At 72.6% G+C, this 17,243-nt stretch carries 15 protein-coding genes; 11 read left to right on the forward strand and 4 right to left on the reverse strand.

Translation table 11 applies throughout. The features are described from left to right. Positions 1–54: 54 nt before the first annotated feature. Positions 55–2,394, reverse strand: coding sequence for a transglycosylase domain-containing protein (locus ACIBH4_RS16445; RefSeq protein ID WP_362506874.1), 2,340 nt, complete (start codon positions 2,392–2,394; stop codon positions 55–57). A gap of 52 nt (positions 2,395–2,446) precedes the next feature. Continuing rightward, positions 2,447–3,763, reverse strand: a complete 1,317-nt coding sequence (gene murA, locus ACIBH4_RS16450) for a UDP-N-acetylglucosamine 1-carboxyvinyltransferase (RefSeq protein ID WP_362506871.1) — start codon at positions 3,761–3,763, stop codon at positions 2,447–2,449. A 107-nt stretch (positions 3,764–3,870) separates the two neighbouring features. Between murA and ACIBH4_RS16455 the strand changes: the two genes are divergently transcribed. Continuing rightward, entirely contained in the window at positions 3,871–4,410 is a 540-nt protein-coding gene (locus ACIBH4_RS16455; RefSeq protein ID WP_362506868.1) for a hypothetical protein, read from the forward strand. Between the two features lie 16 nt (positions 4,411–4,426). On the opposite strand, the gene ACIBH4_RS16460 is transcribed toward ACIBH4_RS16455, so the two are convergent. Then, entirely contained in the window at positions 4,427–5,815 is a 1,389-nt protein-coding gene (locus ACIBH4_RS16460; protein WP_362506865.1) for an amidase, read from the reverse strand. Between the two features lie 148 nt (positions 5,816–5,963). Beyond that, the gene (gene ybaK, locus ACIBH4_RS16465; protein WP_362769115.1) at positions 5,964–6,464 is read right to left on the reverse strand and encodes a Cys-tRNA(Pro) deacylase; all 501 of its coding nucleotides are present in this window, start codon (positions 6,462–6,464) and stop codon (positions 5,964–5,966) included. A gap of 99 nt (positions 6,465–6,563) precedes the next feature. Between ybaK and hisD the strand changes: the two genes are divergently transcribed. The 10 genes from hisD (at position 6,564) to ACIBH4_RS16515 (ending at position 17,237) form a co-directional block, all read left to right on the forward strand. After that, positions 6,564–7,871: a histidinol dehydrogenase gene (hisD, locus tag ACIBH4_RS16470; RefSeq protein WP_362769118.1), complete on the forward strand. Its 1,308-nt coding sequence runs from the start codon at positions 6,564–6,566 to the stop codon at positions 7,869–7,871. Between the two features lie 161 nt (positions 7,872–8,032). Continuing rightward, on the forward strand, positions 8,033–9,118 hold the full coding sequence (locus tag ACIBH4_RS16475) for a histidinol-phosphate transaminase (protein WP_362507290.1): 1,086 nt from the start codon (positions 8,033–8,035) through the stop codon (positions 9,116–9,118). A 20-nt stretch (positions 9,119–9,138) separates the two neighbouring features. Further along, positions 9,139–9,738 carry an imidazoleglycerol-phosphate dehydratase HisB gene (gene hisB, locus ACIBH4_RS16480; protein WP_362507287.1) on the forward strand — a complete coding sequence of 200 codons (600 nt, stop codon included), beginning with the start codon at positions 9,139–9,141 and terminating at the stop codon, positions 9,736–9,738. A 55-nt stretch (positions 9,739–9,793) separates the two neighbouring features. Further along, on the forward strand, positions 9,794–9,949 hold the full coding sequence (locus tag ACIBH4_RS16485) for a hypothetical protein (RefSeq protein ID WP_350950340.1): 156 nt from the start codon (positions 9,794–9,796) through the stop codon (positions 9,947–9,949). Then, complete coding sequence (hisH, locus tag ACIBH4_RS16490; RefSeq protein ID WP_362507284.1) at positions 9,946–10,581, forward strand: imidazole glycerol phosphate synthase subunit HisH; 636 nt, start codon at positions 9,946–9,948, stop codon at positions 10,579–10,581. The genes ACIBH4_RS16485 and hisH overlap by 4 nt, the downstream gene beginning before the upstream one ends. 18 nt (positions 10,582–10,599) lie before the next feature. Continuing rightward, positions 10,600–10,941 carry a hypothetical protein gene (locus ACIBH4_RS16495; protein WP_362506857.1) on the forward strand — a complete coding sequence of 114 codons (342 nt, stop codon included), beginning with the start codon at positions 10,600–10,602 and terminating at the stop codon, positions 10,939–10,941. A gap of 4 nt (positions 10,942–10,945) precedes the next feature. Then, the gene (priA, locus tag ACIBH4_RS16500) at positions 10,946–11,677 is read left to right on the forward strand and encodes a bifunctional 1-(5-phosphoribosyl)-5-((5-phosphoribosylamino)methylideneamino)imidazole-4-carboxamide isomerase/phosphoribosylanthranilate isomerase PriA (RefSeq protein WP_362506854.1); all 732 of its coding nucleotides are present in this window, start codon (positions 10,946–10,948) and stop codon (positions 11,675–11,677) included. A 64-nt stretch (positions 11,678–11,741) separates the two neighbouring features. After that, on the forward strand, positions 11,742–12,512 hold the full coding sequence (gene hisF, locus ACIBH4_RS16505) for an imidazole glycerol phosphate synthase subunit HisF (protein WP_362506851.1): 771 nt from the start codon (positions 11,742–11,744) through the stop codon (positions 12,510–12,512). Positions 12,513–12,621: 109 nt separating this feature from the next. Continuing rightward, the gene (locus ACIBH4_RS16510) at positions 12,622–14,349 is read left to right on the forward strand and encodes a serine/threonine-protein kinase (RefSeq protein WP_362769152.1); all 1,728 of its coding nucleotides are present in this window, start codon (positions 12,622–12,624) and stop codon (positions 14,347–14,349) included. Then, complete coding sequence (locus ACIBH4_RS16515) at positions 14,346–17,237, forward strand: BTAD domain-containing putative transcriptional regulator (protein WP_362769121.1); 2,892 nt, start codon at positions 14,346–14,348, stop codon at positions 17,235–17,237. Before ACIBH4_RS16510 ends, ACIBH4_RS16515 begins: the two co-directional genes overlap by 4 nt. Positions 17,238–17,243: the final 6 nt, after the last annotated feature.

Consider the following 17,243-nt stretch of genomic DNA (forward strand, 5'->3'; position numbering starts at 1 on the left):
AGGGCCGTCTCGCCGACGTGACCTCCTCCGTTCCGGCGGCGCCCTGTGAAGGGGTCAGCGGTGGCGCGGGCGGTCGCGCCGGTGGGGGGTGCGGTACCGGCGGCGCGTGTCGTTCTCGCGGTAGCTCCGCTCCTGGCGATACCCGCGCTCCCGCCGGTAACGGCCCTCCTCGCGGAAGCGGCGTCCGCGCTCTCCCCGGGCGCCGCGGTCCTCGCGGTCCCCTCTGGCGCCGCGACGGCCCTCACCGTCAGCGCCCTCCTCCTCGCGCTCCCTGGCGAGGGCCTCCTCCAGGCCGGGGGTGAACCCGCCGCCGAAACGGCTCATGTCGGGACGGCGGAAGTGGGTCTCGCGCGTACCGTCGAGGGCCGCCGACATCGACGAGACCCAGATCGGCCCCGGCAGGGAGGCCCCCTGGACCGAGCCGAAGTACTCGCCGCCGATCTCGACGTCGGTGAGCGGGTAGCGGTAGGAGCCCCGGATGTCGCCCACGCTGACCGCCGCCGCCAGGTCGGGGGTGTAGCCGGCGAACCAGGCCGACGTGTAGCCGTTGTTGGTGCCCGTCTTGCCCGCGGCGGGGCGGCCGATGCTCTGACCGGTCATCGTCCCCTTGGTGAACACCCCGGCCAGCAGGTGGTTGACCGCGTCGGCGACGGCGGGCTCGATCGCCCGCGCGCAGCTGGGCGGGATCTTGAAACGCCTGCCGTCCCGCTCGACGATCTCGACGATCGCCACCGGGCGGCAGTAGCGGCCCCGAGCCCCGAACGCGGCGAACGCGGCGGCCACGGTCACCGGGTCCATCTCGTTCACGCCGAGGGTGAAGGTCGGCACCTCCCGCAGCGGGGCGCCGTCGGCGCGGACGATGCCCAGGGCCTTGGCCGTCGTGACGACCGGGCACAGGCCCACCCGCTGCTCCAGCATCATGTAGAAGATGTTCACCGACTTCCAGGTGCCGGTGGACAGGCTCTGCGGGCCTCCCTTGCCCTCGCCGCTCGCGTTGAAGATCTCCGCGCCGGGATCGTTGACCTCGCGTCCCCGGCAGTCGGTGAAACCGCTGTCGGGGACGAAACTGCCGGGCGTCATGAAACCCTGGTCGAACCGCCAGCCCTGGGCGAGCGCGGTCGCGAGGGTGAACACCTTGAACGTCGAGCCCGCCTGGAAGCCCTGGCCGCCGCCGTGCGCCGTGTCGGCGGGCAGGTTGTAGGTGGTGTTGGGGCCGTTCTTGGCGTTGGCGGCGTTGCCGGGGTTAGGGCCGTACCTCTTGCTCGCCGCCATGGCCCGGATCCGCCCGGTGCCCGGCTGGACCATCGCCTCGGCCGCGACCTCGGTGTCCTTCCTGCCGACCCGCGCGGTGATGGCGCGCTCCGTGGCCCGCTGCGCCTTCGGCGACAGGGTGGTGCGCAGCACGAGGCCGCCCTTCGCCAGGCGGCGTTCCCGCTCGGCGCGGGTGTGGCCGAAGGCCGGGTTGGTGAGCAGCTCCCGGTGCACGTAGAGACAGAAGTAGGGATAGGTGCTCCCGTCGCAGCCGCCGGGCTCGGGTTTGAGCCGGATGGCGAGCGGGCGCCTCTTGGCGGCCTCGGCCCGCGCCGGGGTGACGTACGACAGCTGGGCCATCCGGTCCAGGACGAGGTCCCTGCGTTCGCGCAGCCGCTGCCTGCGCCCGGCGTCCAGCGAGGGGTCGGTGGTGTACGGCGCGCGGACCGCCCCGGCCAGCGCCGCGGCCTGGGGCAGGGTGAGCCGGGCGGCCGGGACGGAGAAGAACCGCTGGGCGGCGGCCTCCACCCCGAAGGCGCCCGCGCCGAAGTAGGCGATGTTGAGATAGCGCTCCAGGATCTCGGCCTTGCTGTACTTCTTCTCCATCGCCAGCGCGTACCGCAGCTCGGTGATCTTGCGCTGGATGCTGGGCGCGCGGGCACGGGCGCGCTCGGTGTCGCTCTCGGAGTTTTCGACCAGGATGTTCTTCACGAGCTGCTGGGTGAGCGAGGACCCGCCCTGCCGCACCCCGCCCGCCCTGGTATTGGTGATCAGGGCGCGCAGGGTGCCCTTGATGTCCAGGCCCGCGTGCTCGTAGAAGCGCGCGTCCTCGATCGCCACGATCGCGTCACGCATCACGGGGGCGACCTGGGCGAGCGTCACCACCGTCCGGTTCTCCGTGTAGAACTGGGCGAACCGCTTGCCGTTCTTGTCCAGCAGCACGGTGCGCTGGGAGAGCGGGTTCTCCCGAGGGCTCGGAGGCAGGTCGGTGAGGGTCCTCGCGACGCTGTTGGCGGTGAGTCCGGCCGTGCCGACCAGTGGCAGCGCGGCCATGGCGGCGAGCAGCCCGCCGAACACCCCGCAGACCACCAGCCCGAGCAGGCACGCGCCGGGCCCGCGTCTCACCTCTGGGCGCGATGTCACGCATAGTAACGTGCGACCAGGTGATCACCTATAAACGCCCGATTGCCAATCCTTACCCGTCCTGCACCTTTTCTCGACTGATCTTCAGCCCGAGCGAGGCGAACTGCTCGAACGGCCGGTGGTAGCCCCGCTCGATGTGGTGCACCCCGCGCAGGGTGGAGGTGCCCTCGGCGGCCGCGGCGGCGAGCACCGCCGAGAACCCGGCCCGGATGTCGGGCAGTGTCACGTCGGCGCCGCTCAACCTGGAGACGCCGCGCACGACCGCCGAGTGCTTGGCGTTGGTGTCGTGGTAGCGGCAGGCGGGACCGCCGAGGCAGACATCGAACACCTCGATCTCGCAGCCCATCTTCTGCAGGGCGGGCACGTAGACCAGGCGGTTCTCGAACACCGTCTCATGCAGCACCGACATGCCCTGGGCCTGCGTGAACAGCACCATCAAAGGCGTCTGCCAGTCGGTCATGAACCCCGGGTGCGTGTCGGTCTGCACCGCCGCGGCCCGCAGCCCGTTCGGCGCGGACGCCGACAGGTAGTCGTCGGTGATGTCGACCTCGGCGCCCATCCTGGCCAGGGTGGTGATCGCGGTCACCAGCCGGTCCTGCGGGCAGCCGTGCACCCGCACCTGCCCGCCCGTGATCAGACCGGCCGCCAGATAGGAGAACGCCTCGATGCGGTCGCCGTTGAGCCAGGTGGAGGCGCCGTGCAGACTCTCCACACCCTCGATCACGATGCGCCGGTCGGGACTGAGCTCGATGCGCGCGCCCATGCGCTGCAGGAACAGGGCGAGCTCCACCACCTCGGGCTCCATCGCCGCGCCCTTCAGCACGGTCTTGCCCTCGGCGAGCACCGCGGACATCAGGATCGTCTCGGTGGCTCCGACGCTGGGGTAGGGCAGCTCGATCCGGGTGCCGCGCAACCTCTTGGCCTTGGCGTAGACCCCCGTGTCGCTCACCTCGACCTCGGCGCCCATCGCCCGCAGCGCCTCGACGTGGAAGTCGACGGGCCGGCGGCCGATCGGGTCGCCGCCGACCAGCGGCACGAACGCCTCGCCCGCCAGGTGCAGCAGGGGGCCGAGCATCAGGATCGGGATCCTGTTGAGGCCGGTGAACGCCGCGGGAACATGCGGGTTGATCTGCTTGCCGGGAGCGACGGAGATCTCGCCGGAGCTGATCTCCACGTCGATGCCGAGAGCCCTCAGCATCTGCGCGGTGATCCCCACCTCGCCCACGTCCGGGGCGTTCTGGATCGTGCTCTCACCGCTCCCCAGCATCGCGGCGACCATGTGCTTGGAGACGCCGTTCTTGGAACCGCGGACCTCGACGTCACCGCGCAGCGGCCCGGAGGGTTCGATCAGCCATACCTCTTCGTTCACCCCGCCAGAGTAACGGGATTCGGTCGAAGCCTCGGATGGCACCGGGCGGAGAGGTATGTAACATCGGGCACATCTGCACAGAGGGTGAGGGAACCATGGTGCGAGGCGTGCGTGATTTTGCGATCACAGTGCTGGTGCTCGCGCTGATCGGGATCGTCGCCGGGGTCCTGTGGTCGCTGGCCGCGCCGCGCCCCCCGTACGTCGTGACGGGCAGGGGGTCGCTGCTGGCCGATCCCTCCACGCAGGCGCTGATCGCCGCGGACGGCTGGTTCGCGGTGATCACCGGTGCGTTCGGGCTCGCCTGCGGGGCGATCGGCTACAGCGTGTCGCGCGGGGGCCGCCCGCTGCCGGTGGTGGTGGGCCTGGCGGCCGGTGGCCTGCTCGGCGCGCACCTGGCGCTGGTGGTGGGGGAGGCGGTCAACCTCGGGGCCGTGAGCGTGACCGCCTCGGGGGTGTCCGCGTCGCTGGTCGCGGGGCCGCTGAAGCTGACCGCCAGGGGGGTGCTGTTCGCGTGGCCGACGCTGGCCGCCGGCCTCTTCTTCGCGCTGGAGGGCATCGCTGGCTACCGCGACTCCCCGCTGCGCCGGCCTTTCGGCGGGGACGACCCCTACGGGCCGCTGTCGTCGTACGACATCAGCGGCCGGTAAGGCCTGGTGAGAGGCGTCAGAGCGGCGGCCGGTGCGAGCCGTGGCCGGTGGCGCGCTCGAACGCGTGGGCGAGCCGCAGCACCGCCATGTCGGCGAAGGGGCGCCCGACGATCTGCACGCCCACCGGCAGTCCGCCGGAGGTGAACCCGCACGGCACCGACGCCGCGGGGGCGTGCAGCACGCTGATCCAGTAGGCCGAGCGCATCCACGCCAGATAGTCGGGCAGCGCCTCCCCGTTGATCTCCGAGACGTAGGGGGCTTCCACCGGGAACGGCGGCACCTGGCTGACCGGCGCGATCAGGAAGTCGTAGGTGTCGAAGAAGGAGCCCATCCGCCGGTAGAGCTCGCTGCGCAGCCGCTCGGCGCGGGCCAGGTCGGCACCGGTCAGCTCCCGGCCCCGCTCGACGTTCCAGCGCACGTTCGCCCCGAGGCTCTCCTGCGGCAGGTCTCCGAAGGAGAGCGCGTAATACCACGCCCGGTGGATCCGGAAGGCGTCCTCGGCGGCGGACAGGTCCAGATCCACCCGTTCCACCCGCGCGCCCAGCTCCGCGAGCGCGGCCGGGGCGTCCGCGGTGACCTTGGCCGTCTCCGCGTCGACCGGGAGCCCGCCCAGGTCGGGGCTCCAGGCGATGCGCACCCCTGTCAGGTCGAGGTCCAGCGGCCCGGCGAAGGCGGAGCCGCTCTCGGTGATCGAGAAGGGGGAGGCGGCGTCGAACCCCGCCACCGCGCTCATCAGCAGCGCCAGGTCCTGCGCGGTGCGGGCCATCGGTCCCGGGACGCCGAGGGTGAACCAGGCCGCGACGGGTGACGGCGAGGGGACCCGCCCAGGGGTGGGCCGCAGCCCGGCCACGTTGCAGAAGGAGGCCGGGTTGCGCAGCGAGCCGCCCATGTCGGAGCCGTCGGCGAGCGCCACCATGCCGGTCGCCAGCGCCGCCGCGGCCCCGCCGCTGCTGCCTCCCGCCGACCTCGACAGGTCGTACGGGTTGCGGGTGGGGCCGAAGATCTCGTTCACGGTGTGCGATCCGGTGCCGAACTCCGGGATGTTGGTCTTGCCGACCGTGATCGCCCCGGCCTCGCGCATCCGCCGCACGATCGGCGCGTCGGCGGCCGGGACATGGTCGGCGAAGATCGGCGAGCCGTACGTGGTGCGGATCCCCGCGGTGTCGGCGAGGTCCTTGTGCGCGACCGGCAGCCCGTGCAGCGGTCCCCGCCACCGGCCGCGGGCCAGGTCCCTGTCGGCCTCTTCGGCCTCCCGCCTGGCACGTTCGGCCACCAGCGTGACGATCGCGTTGACCTTCGGGTTGACCTCCTCGATCCGCCGCAGGTGCGCGTCGAGCAGCTCGACCGCGCTGATCTGCCCGGTACGCAGCAGCTCGATCATCTCGGTAGCGGTCAGATAATGCATCTTGCCCCCGATGTCCCCGGTCAGGTGTCTGCCTTCTCACCGAGTGTGGCCGAACGTCGCCGCGCGCCGCGTCGGCAACCTTCGACAGGACTCGCCCCAGGGAGCGGGCTCGTCTTGCGGGCCCGTCCCGCGCGACCTCGGGAGAGCCTCAGTCGGCCTTGCCGATGGGGGCGGTGACGGCCTGGGTGAGCCGTACCAGCTCCGAGGGGTCGGTCTCGATCTGCAGCCCGCGCCGCCCGGCGGAGAAGTAGATCGTCGCGAAGCCGAGCGCGGAGGCGTCGACCACCGTGGGCAGGCGTTTGCGCTGCCCGAGAGGGCTGATGCCGCCGACCACGTAACCGGTGACCCGCTCGACCTTCGCCGCCTCGGCCATCGTCGCCCGCTTGCTTTTCATCGCCGCCGCGAACGCCTTGAGGTCGAGTTTGCCCGCCACCGGCACCACCGCGACGGCGAGCCCGCTCTCCACCTCGGCCACGAGGGTTTTGAAGATCCGCTCGTACGGCACCCCGAGGGCGTCGGCCGCCTCCTCGCCGTAGGTCTGCGCACCGGCGTCGTGCTCGTAGGGGTGCAGGGTGAAATCGACCTTGGCCTGGGTGAGGGCCACCGTCGCGGGGGTCCCCTGGCCGCCCTTGTTCTTGCTCTTGCTCACGGGGGAAGCGTAGCGGCTGATTAAAATCTACATAGTAAAGGCGCCGTCCGGATGATGGACAGGACGATATCGGGTGGCGGACCTCCGTAGACTGAACGGGTGATTTCGCGTACCGACCTGCGAGGCCCTCTGCCGGAGGACCTTCGCGACGTGCTGCCCCGCGCCGACCTCGACGTCGAAGCCGCCCTGGAGAAGGTGCGGTCCATCTGCGAGGACGTGCGCCATCGCGGGGCGGTCGCCGTGCGCGAGCTGACCGCCAGGTTCGACGGCGTCGAGCTGGAGTCCACCCGGGTGCCCGCCGAGGCGATCGCCGGGGCGCTGGAAGGGCTCGACCCGAAGGTGAGGGCGGCGCTGGAGGAGTCGATCCGCCGCGCCCGCCTCGTCCACCGCGACCAGCGGCGCGCCGACGTCACCACCCAGGTCGTGCCCGGTGGCACCGTCACGGAGCGCTGGGTGCCCGTCGACCGCGTGGGGCTGTACGTCCCCGGCGGCCGGGCGGTCTACCCCTCCAGCGTGGTGATGAACGTCGTTCCCGCCCAGGAGGCGGGGGTGCCCTCCCTCGCGGTCTCCTCGCCCGCGCAGCGCGAGTTCGGCGGGCTGCCGCACCCGGCCATCCTGGCGGCCTGCGCGCTGCTCGGCGTGGACGAGGTCTACGCGGCCGGCGGCGCCTCGGCGGTGGCGATGTTCGCGTACGGCACCGAGGAGTGCCCGTCGGTCACCATGGTCACCGGCCCCGGCAACATCTGGGTGGCCGCCGCCAAACGCCTGCTCAAGGGGCGCATCGGCATCGACTCCGAGGCCGGTCCCACCGAGATCGCGATCCTCGCCGACTCCACGGCCGACCCGGTGCACGTCGCCGCCGACCTGATCAGCCAGGCCGAGCACGACACGATCGCCGCCGCCGTGCTCGTCACCGACTCGGTGGAACTGGCGGAGGGCGTCGAGCGGGAGCTGCCCCGCCAGGTCGCCGCGACCAAGCACGCCGAGCGGATCACCGAGGCCCTGTCGGGACGTCAGTCGGGCATCCTGCTCGTCGACGACATGGAGGCCGGGCTGCGCGTCGTCGACGCGTACGCCGCCGAGCACCTGGAGATCCACGCCGCCGGGGCGCATGAGCTCGCCGCCCGGGTGCGCAACGCGGGAGCGATCTTCGTCGGCTCCTACGCGCCGGTCTCGCTCGGCGACTACATGGCCGGTTCCAACCACGTGCTGCCCACCGGCGGCTGTGCATGCCACTCCTCCGGGCTGTCGGTGCAGACGTTCCTGCGTGGCATCCATGTCGTGGACTACAGCCGCGAGGCCCTCGCCGATGCCGCCGCCCACGTGTGCGTGCTGGCCGACACCGAGGACCTCCCGGCGCATGGCGCGGCGATCCGCGCACGATTCGACTGGGAGGTGCCCTCGTGAGGACCTCCCGGCCCGTGCTCACCGGGCGCGCGGCGATCCGCGCACGATTCGACTGGGAGGTGCCCTCGTGAGGACCTCCCGGCCCGTGCTCACCGGGCGCGCGGCGATCCGCGCACGGACCTCCTCGCCGGTGCCCGGCGGGAATGCCCGTGCCCGATTCGATGGGGAGACCCGGCGTGAGGTTTGAAGATCTGCCGATCCGCGACGACCTTCGGGGGCGCACACCGTACGGTGCCCCCCAGATCGACGTTCCGGTCAGGCTCAACACCAACGAGAACCCCTACGGGCCCTCCGCGTCCCTCGTCGCCGACCTGGCAGAGGCCGTACGCGCCCAGGCGGGCGAGCTCAACCGCTACCCCGACCGCGACGCGCTCGCCCTGCGCGGGGATCTGGCCTCGTATCTGGGGCACGGCCTGGCCGTGGAGCAGGTCTGGGCGGCCAACGGCTCCAACGAGGTGCTCCAGCAGATCCTGCAGGCCTTCGGCGGCCATGGCCGGGTCGCGATGGGCTTCGAGCCCTCCTACTCGATGCACCCGATCATCACCACCGGAGCCTCCACCGAGTGGATCTCCGGGGCGCGTGAGGACGACTTCGGGATCGACCCGGGCAAGGCCGTGGCCGCGATCGAGGAGCACCGGCCGGACGTCGTCTTCCTGACCTCTCCCAACAACCCGACCGGCACCGCCCTGGACCCGGCGGTGATCGCCGCGATCGTGGAGGCGGCGCCGGGCATGGTGGTGGTGGACGAGGCCTACTTCGAGTTCGCCCGCGGCGGCACCCCGTCGGCGCTGACGCTGCTGCCGGACAATCCCCGGCTGATCGTCACGCGGACGATGTCCAAGGCGTTCGCCATGGCCGGGACCCGGCTCGGTTACCTGGCGGCCCACCCGGCGGTGATCGAGGCATTGCTGCTGGTCCGGCTGCCGTACCACCTGTCCACGCTCACCCAGACGGCGGCGCGGGTCGCGCTCGCCCACAGCGCCGAGTTGCTCGGTGCCGTCGACGCGCTGCGGGCCGAGCGGGACGCCACGGTGGAGTGGTTGCGTGGCCGAGGGCTGACGGTCGCCGACTCGGACGCCAACTTCGTGCTGTTCGGGCTCTTCGAGGACAGACACGCGGTGTGGCGGGGCATGCTGGAGCGCGGTGTGCTGATCCGCGAGGTGGGCCCGCCCGGGTGGCTGAGAGTTTCGATCGGTACCCCTGAGGAGATGGCGGCGTTCCGCGCCGCCCTGGAGGAGATCCTGTGAGCAGCATCACTGACGGTGTCATGGCCGCACCGCGCCGCGGCCGCGTCGAGCGTGTCACCAAGGAGACCTCGGTGCTGGTCGAGGTCGACCTCGACGGCACCGGGAACGTCGAGGTGTCCACCGGTGTCGGGTTCTTCGACCACATGCTGAACCAGCTCGGCAAGCACGGGCTGTTCGACCTGACCGTGAAGACCGAGGGCGACCTGCACATCGACGCCCACCACACGATCGAGGACACCTCGCTCGCGCTGGGGGCGGCGTTCCGCGAGGCTCTGGGCGACAAGTCGGGCCTCCGGAGGTTCGGCAACGCCTCCTGCCCGCTGGACGAGTCGCTCGCGGAGGTCACGGTCGACCTGTCGGGACGCCCCTACCTGGTGCACAGCGAGCCTGATGGCATGGCACCCATGATCGGTGCGGAGTACGACACGACGATGACCAGGCACATCCTGGAGTCGTTCGTCGCCCAGGCCGCGATCTGCCTGCACGTGCGCGTCCCGTACGGCCGCAACGCCCACCACATCGTGGAGGCGCAGTTCAAGGCGCTGGCCAGGGCGTTGCGGGCGGCCTCCGAGCGCGACCCGCGCGCCACCGGGGTGCCCAGTACGAAGGGCGTGCTGTGACCTCCTCTCGCGGGAGTTCTCGCGGGGCTTCTCGCGGAGGGAGGGGGACGCGCCGGTGAGCGACAACTGGACGGCCGTCGCGATGGCCTTCGTGGCCCTCTTCCTCGTCGGCGGGATCGTCTCATTCCTCAAACAGGGTCTGAAGAAGGGCGCGGTGCTGCTCGCCGCCCTCGCGGCCCTGGCGACCACGGCGGCGGTGCTCTGGTGGTGAAGAAGAAGGTGACCGTTCTCGACTACGGCTCGGGCAACCTCCGTTCCGCGGAGCGCGCGCTGGCCAGGGTCGGAGCGGAGGTCACGGTGACGGCCGACTACGAGGCGGCGCTGGAGGCCGACGGCCTCGTCGTGCCGGGGGTGGGGGCGTTCGCCGCGTGCATGACGGGACTGCGCGCCGTGCGGGGTGAGCGGATCATCGGCCGGCGCCTGTCGGCGGGGCGGCCGGTCCTCGGCATCTGTGTCGGCATGCAGATCCTCTTCGAGACGGGCGTCGAGCACGGCGTCACCTCCGAGGGGTGCGGGGAGTGGCCGGGCACGGTGGAGCGTCTGGACGCTCCGGTCCTGCCGCACATGGGCTGGAACACGGTCAAGGCGCCCGCCGAGACCGCGCTGTTCGCCGGGCTCGACGCCGGGACGCGTTTCTACTTCGTGCACTCCTACGGCGTGCGCTCCTGGGAGCTGAAGGCGGGACCGGGTTTCCCCGATCCGCTGGTCACCTGGGCCGAGCACGGTGTTCCGTTCGTCGCGGCGGTGGAGAACGGCCCGCTCGCGGCCACCCAGTTCCACCCGGAGAAGTCGGGCGACGCCGGTGCTCAGCTGCTCACGAACTGGCTCGGGACCCTCGCGTGAGCGTCCGGTGAGTTCTCGATGAGCAAGGAGCGGGCCAGGCGCAGGGCCGAGCGGGAGGCCGAGCAGGCACGCCAGGCGGCTCTGCGCGCCGAGCGGGAGGCTCGGCTGGCGCGGCGGCGCGAGCGGGTCGGCAGGGTGGTCGCGCTGCTTCCGGGCAGGCCGGTGCGCATCGTCTCCCAGGGCGGCATCATGGCCCGCCGCCGCCGGACGCAGAACGGTGTCGCGGCGGTGCTGTTCCTGATCGCCCAGGTGATCGTCTGGCTGTTGTGGTCCTCGTGGGCGGCCCGGTTCGGGGCGCTCGTCATCTCTTTGTTGTTGCTACCGCTTCTCATCACCCTTGTCTTCGACCGGAGGTCTTGAACAGATGACGCTTGAGCTGCTCCCCGCCGTGGACGTCGCCGACGGTCAGGCGGTCCGCCTGGTCCAGGGCGCGGCCGGCACCGAGACGTCGTACGGCGATCCCCTGTCCGCGGCGCTCGCCTGGCAGGAGGCCGGTGCCGAGTGGATCCATCTGGTCGACCTGGACGCGGCGTTCGGCCGGGGCAGCAACCGCGAGCTGCTCGCCACCGTGGTCGGCGCGCTCGACGTGAAGGTGGAGATGTCCGGCGGCATCCGCGACGACGCCTCGCTGGAGCTCGCGCTGGCCACCGGCTGCCGCCGGGTGAACATCGGCACCGCGGCGCTGGAGAACCCCGCCTGGTGTTCCAAGATCATCTCTGAGTACGGTGACCGGGTCGCGATCGGCCTCGACGTCCGGGGGACCACGCTGGCCGCCCGCGGCTGGACCCAGGAGGGCGGCGACCTGTGGGAGGTGCTGGCCCGGCTGGAGAAGGACGGCTGCTCCCGCTACGTCGTCACCGACGTCACCAAGGACGGCACGCTGCGCGGTCCCAACCTCGACCTGCTCCGTGAGGTCTGCTCCCGCACCGACGCGCCGGTGGTCGCGAGCGGCGGCGTCTCGTCCCTGGACGACCTGCGCGCCCTGGCCTCGCTCGTCCCGATCGGCGTCGAGGGGGTCATCGTGGGCAAGGCGCTGTACGCGCAGGAGTTCACCCTCGAAGACGCCCTCGCCGCCGTCGCCGCCGCGAGTTCGTGAGGGGCCCGCGGATGACTTCGTCCCCACACCCAAAAGCGGGGGTCGCCACGCTGAAAGGAACGCGATGACTGTCGCGGTACGAGTGATCCCCTGCCTGGACGTGGACGCCGGGCGGGTGGTCAAGGGCGTCAACTTCGAGAACCTCCGCGACGCGGGCGACCCGGTCGAGCTGGCCCGCCGCTACGACGCGGAGGGGGCCGACGAGCTGACGTTCCTGGACATCACGGCCTCCAGTTCCGACCGGTCGACGATGTACGACGTGGTCAGCCGGACGGCCGAGCAGGTGTTCATCCCGCTCACCGTGGGCGGGGGGGTGCGCGCGGTCGAGGACGTCGACAGGCTGCTGCGGGCCGGCGCCGACAAGGTGAGCTTGAACACGGCTGCCCTCGCCCGGCCCGAGCTGCTGACCGAGGCGTCGCAGCGTTACGGGGCGCAGTGCATCGTGCTGTCGGTGGACGCCCGCAGGATCGTCGACGGCCCGCCGACGCCGTCCGGTTTCGAGGTGACCACGCACGGCGGACGCCGGGGCACCGGCATCGACGCGGTGGAGTGGGCCCGGCGGGGCGAGGAGCTCGGGGTGGGGGAGATCCTGCTCAACTCCATGGACGGTGACGGCACGCGTCACGGCTACGACCTGGAGCTGATCCGGGCCGTACGGGCCGAGGTGTCGGTTCCGATCATCGCGAGCGGCGGGGCCGGTGCCGTCGAGGACTTCCCGCCCGCGGTCGAGGCGGGGGCGGACGCGGTGCTGGCGGCGTCGGTGTTCCACTTCGGGCAGCTCAAGATCGGCGATGTCAAGGACACGCTGAGGGTGGCGGGGCATCCGGTCCGCTGACATCGTTCCGGTTCGCCGTGGCTCGCAGAAGGTAGCCGGTAGCCGAGTTCTTTGGTGTACAAAATGCCGGTGTGCGTGAATTTGACGGCATAGGGTGACTCCGGTGAACATGATCGGCGGCTACGCGCTCAGACGTGAGCTGGGCCGGGGTGGCATGGGCGTGGTGCACCTCGCCGCGACCCCGGCGGGGAGCCTGGCCGCGGTGAAGGTGATCCATCCGCACCTGGCCCGCGACCCCGCCTTCCGGCGGCGCTTCGACCGCGAGGTGGCGGCGGCGCGCAGGGTGGCGAGGTTCTGCACCGCCCCGGTGCTCGACGCAGGGGTCGAGGACGGCGTCGCCTACCTCGTCACCGAGTACGTCAGGGGACCCGACCTGGCGCAGGCCGTACGCGAGCAGGGACCGCTCACCGGCGCCAACCTGGAGGCGCTCGCGGTCGGGATCGCCACCGCCCTCCACGCGATCCACGGGGCCGGGGTGATCCACCGCGATCTGAAACCGTCTAACGTGCTGCTCTCGCCCCTCGGCCCGCGCGTGATCGACTTCGGTATCGCGCAGCTCGTCGACACCGAGAGCCTGACCAGCCAGGCGATCCTGGGAACCCCCGCGTTCATGGCCCCCGAGCAGGTGCGCGGCGAGCCGCTCACGCCGGCGGCCGACGTGTACGCGTGGGGCGGGGTGATCGCGTTCGCCGGTACGGGGCGGTTGCCGTTCGGCGGCGGCTCGCCGTCCGAGGTCCTCTACCGGATCGTCAACGACGGGCCGAACCTCGAAGGCCTCGACGAGAGTGTGCGCGCCGTCGTCGAGGGGGCGATGGCGAAGGACCCCGCGCGGCGGCCGAGCGCCCAGCGGCTGCTGGACGAGCTGGTCGGCGGCCGGCCGACCCCGGCGACGGCGAGTCAGGTCGTCGAGCGCGCCTGGGCGGGCGGCGGAGGGCCGGGCGCGCCCGGGAGGGCGGGTCTGCGGGAGGGGTCGGCGGTGTCCGCAGGGCCGGGGGCGGTCGGGAGGCCGGACGTGTCGGGGGGATCGGTCGCGTCCGGGGAACCGCCCGTGGCCGGGGGGTCGGGTGCGCAGGGGGGACCGGTCGTGGTCGGGGGATCGGGGCTGCCCGGGGAACAGGCTGCGGTGGGGGAACCGGTTTTGATCGGGGAACCGCCTGTGGTCGGAGAGCCCGTACGGTCCGGTGTCACGGTCGCGAGAAGACGGCGGTGGCCCTGGGCGGCGGGTGTCGCCGTGCTCGTGGCGGTCCTGGTGAGCGGGGTGATCCTGTATGCCGGTTCAGGCGCGCTCACGTCGCCGTACCGTGCCGATTTCGCCGAGTCGTGGGCCGTCGGCGCGTCCGACGGCGGCAGGACCGAGCTGGACGGCGGGGTCTACCTGCTGACCGCCAATCCCGGATGGCGGCTGTGGAAGTCCGCCCCCTTCTCCGAGGGTTCCGCCGGGGGTGTCGTGGTCAGCTCCAGGATGCGGCTGCGGGAGGGGGCGGGGGAGTTCGGCGTGTGGTGCCGTGGCGACGCCGATACCGGAGACCGTTACGAGTTCACGGTCACCGCTTCGGGCGAGGCCTCGATCACCAAGCGGCACGACGGGCGGGGCGTCGTCCTGCACGGACCCGTACGGATGAGGAAAGCCGCCGACAACCGGGTCGTCGCCCGATGCGCGCAGCAGGGCGATCGGGTCGTCCTCGGCATGTGGCTCAACGAGGAGCCGGTGGGGGAGACCGAGGACACCCAGGATCCCTATGGTCCTGGAGCCGTCGGCGTCCACGCGGCGCCGGACGCGGCCACGCCCGTCCAGGTCGGGTTCCGCTCGTTCGAGGTACGCCCGGCGGAGGGGTGAGCGTGCGGTTCGGGGTGCTGGGAGCACTGCGGGTCGTCGAGGGCGAGCGTGACCTGACGCCCGGCCCCGCAAAGCACCGCGCGCTCCTGGCCGCCCTGCTGCTGAGGCCCGGACGGACGCTGACCGTCGGGCGGCTGATCGCCGAGGTGTGGGGACAGGAGCCGCCCGCCTCGGCGGAACCGGTGCTGCGGGTGTACGTGAGCGCGCTGCGCAAGCTGATCGACGGGATCCGCACCGTGCCCGGCGGCTACCTCCTCGACGTCGATCCCGATCGGGTGGACGCGCACAGGTTCGAGCGCCTGGTGGTCGCGGGCCGGCGGGCCAGGGACGCGGGCAGGACCGCGGAGGCGGCCGGCGAGCTGCGTGCCGCGCTGGCCCTGTGGCGGGGACCCGCGCTGGCCGACATCGACTCCGCCGAACTGCGGCGGGCGTACGCCGTACCGCTGGAGGAACTGCGGCTCACCGCGCTCGAAGAGCGCGTCGAGCTGGACGTGGCGCTCGGCCGTGGCGCGGAGGTGACGGGGGAGCTGCGCGCGCTCGTGACCTCGTACCCCCTGCGGGAGCGGGCGTGGGCACAGCTCGTACTCGCGCTCGGCCAGGCGGGGCGCAGGTCGGAGGCGCTGAGCGCCTACCGGGAGGCGCGGCGGCTGCTCGTCGGCGAGCTCGGCCTTGAGCCGGGTCCCGAGCTGAACCGGGCGCACGAGCGCGTGCTGAGGGGGGACGCCCTCGCGCGGATCGTGCCTGGCGAGTCGGCGGGAGATGCCTCCGTGTGGATTGTGCCGAACGAGTCGGCGGGTGTCCCCGTGCGGGTCGTGCCGAACGAGACGCCGCCGGACATCGCCGACTTCACCGGGCGCCAGCGCGTCCTGGACTGGATCCGCCGGTCCGTGCCCGCCGAGGGAGGCGCGCCCGTCCATCTGGTGCTGCACGGTCCCGCGGGGGCGGGCAAGTCCGCGGTGGCGGTCCACGTGGCCGGCGGGCTCGACTTTCCCGGCGGACGGTTGTACGCCTCGCTCGGGGCCAGGACGCCGGGCGCGGTGCTGGAGGACCTGCTGCGCTCACTCGGCTGCCCGGAGGGTGCGGTGCCCGCTCACCTGGCCGAGCGGACGCGCCTGTACCGCAGCCTGGTGAGCGGGCGGCGGCTGCTGGTGGTGCTGGACGACGCGGCCGACGCCGCTCAGGTGCGCCCGCTGCTGCCCGCGGGGCCCGGTTGCCTCACGCTGGTGACCAGCCGCTCGCCGCTGTCCGGCCTGGAGGCGGCGCGAGCCTTCGAACTCGGCGTGTTCGACACCGGCGAGTCCGTGGAGATGCTCGCGAGGGTGGTGGGGGAAGGACGGGTGCGGGCCGAGCCGCGGGCGGCCGCGCGGATCGCGGTGTTGTGCGGCGGATTGCCGCTGGCGCTCAGGATCGCCGGGGCCAGGCTCGCGCGGCGGCCGGGCTGGACGCTGGAGCACCTGGCGGGACGCCTTGAGGACGAGCGTGGCCGCCTCGACGAACTCAGCGCGGGAGATCTGGCCGTACGCGGCAGCCTGGCGTTCGGCTACCGTGCGCTCTCGGATCGCGAACGCCTGCTGCTGCGCCGTCTCGGCGCGCTGTCCGCGCCCCACGTCGCCCCGTGGGCGGCGACCGCCGTCCTCGGGGCGCCCGCCGAGCGGCTGCTGGAGGCACTGGCCGAGGCGGGTCTGCTGCGCTCGCGCGGGCTCGACGCGAGCGGTCAGGAGAGGTACGACTGCCACGACCTGACCAGGCTCTATGCCGCCGAGCGCCTGGAGGCCGAGGAGGGGCCGCCCGCCCGGGTCCTCGCCGCGGCCGCGGGGGAGATCCTTGACCGCGCCCGGCGGGCCAGGGCGCTGCTGCTGCCCGCGGAGCCGGGGTCCGGCCAGACCGTCGCCCGTACGGCGGAGCAGGCCGCGGACCTGGACACCGCGCGGTTGCGGGAGTCGGCCCGCTGGCTGGCCGCCGAGCGTGGGTTCCTGGTCGCGGCCGTCGCCGACCTCCAGCGGGCCGGCCTGGACGAGGCGACCTGGCGGCTCGCCTTCTACCTGACCCCGTTCTTCGAGCTGGGCGCGTACCGCGAGGACTGGAACACGGTCGTGGCACTCGGCCTGTGGGCCGCCCGGCGCACGGGCCACCGCCACGGTGAGGCGCTGCTGCTGCGATCCCTGGCCGACCTTCGCCGTACGGAGGGCCGTCTGGAGGAGGCGGCCGACGCCCTCGGGCGGGCGCTTCCGCTCGCCGAGGCGCACGAGGTGGCCCGTACCCGCCACCGGCTCGGTCTGGTACGTCTCGCCCAGGGGCGACGTCCGGAGGCGGAGGCCTGCTTCGTCGCCTGCCTGGCCGCGTTCTCGGCGGCGGGGGATCGGCGCGGCAGGGCCGATGCGCTGCGTGCCCTCGGCGGGGCGCGGCAGGCAGAGGACCTGCTGCGCGAGAGTCTCGCCGTCTACCGGGAGCTGGGTGATCCGCGCGGCGAGGCGGCCGTCTCGCTCGACCTCGCGGGGCTTCATCTGGAACGGCGGCGCGTGGCCGAGGCGCGCGAGCGGGCCGAACGCGGCCTCGGTCTGGTCAGGCGTCTGGGGGACCGGCTCCCCGAGGCCGCAGGACTGGTGCTCCTGGCGAGGGTGGCCCTGGCGGAGGGGCGGCCCGACATCGCCCGCGGGGGCGCGGAGGAGGCGCTGGGGACGTTCCGCGAGTACGGGGACCGCCGGGGTGCCGGGCGGGCGCTGCTCACTCTGGCGGCGGCGCTTTTAGATCTTGATGAGGTGGATGGGGCAGTTGGTGCTGTATCAGATGCTGTGGGAGAGTTTGACGCTCTCGGCGACAGGGACGGCCTCGCCGAGGCCGAAGAGCTCGCCCGTGAGGTGTCGCGGCGCCGTGGCCTGCGCGTATAGCGCGCT

The sequence above is a fragment of the Streptosporangium sp. NPDC050284 genome (assembly GCF_044459525.1).
Taxonomy (GTDB): Bacteria; Actinomycetota; Actinomycetes; order Streptosporangiales; family Streptosporangiaceae; genus Streptosporangium.

Bases quoted from the DNA above. Each gene is read 5' to 3' on its own strand.
- ACIBH4_RS16460 (WP_362506865.1), bottom strand. From the start codon at position 5,815: ATGCATTATCTGACCGCTACCGAGATGATCGAGCTGCTGCGTACCGGG.
- ACIBH4_RS16475 (WP_362507290.1), top strand. From the start codon at position 8,033: ATGGGGAGACCCGGCGTGAGGTTTGAAGATCTGCCGATCCGCGACGAC.
- hisB (WP_362507287.1), top strand. From the start codon at position 9,139: ATGGCCGCACCGCGCCGCGGCCGCGTCGAGCGTGTCACCAAGGAGACC.
- ACIBH4_RS16495 (WP_362506857.1), top strand. From the start codon at position 10,600: ATGAGCAAGGAGCGGGCCAGGCGCAGGGCCGAGCGGGAGGCCGAGCAG.
- priA (WP_362506854.1), top strand. From the start codon at position 10,946: ATGACGCTTGAGCTGCTCCCCGCCGTGGACGTCGCCGACGGTCAGGCG.
- hisF (WP_362506851.1), top strand. From the start codon at position 11,742: ATGACTGTCGCGGTACGAGTGATCCCCTGCCTGGACGTGGACGCCGGG.
- ACIBH4_RS16510 (WP_362769152.1), top strand. From the start codon at position 12,622: ATGATCGGCGGCTACGCGCTCAGACGTGAGCTGGGCCGGGGTGGCATG.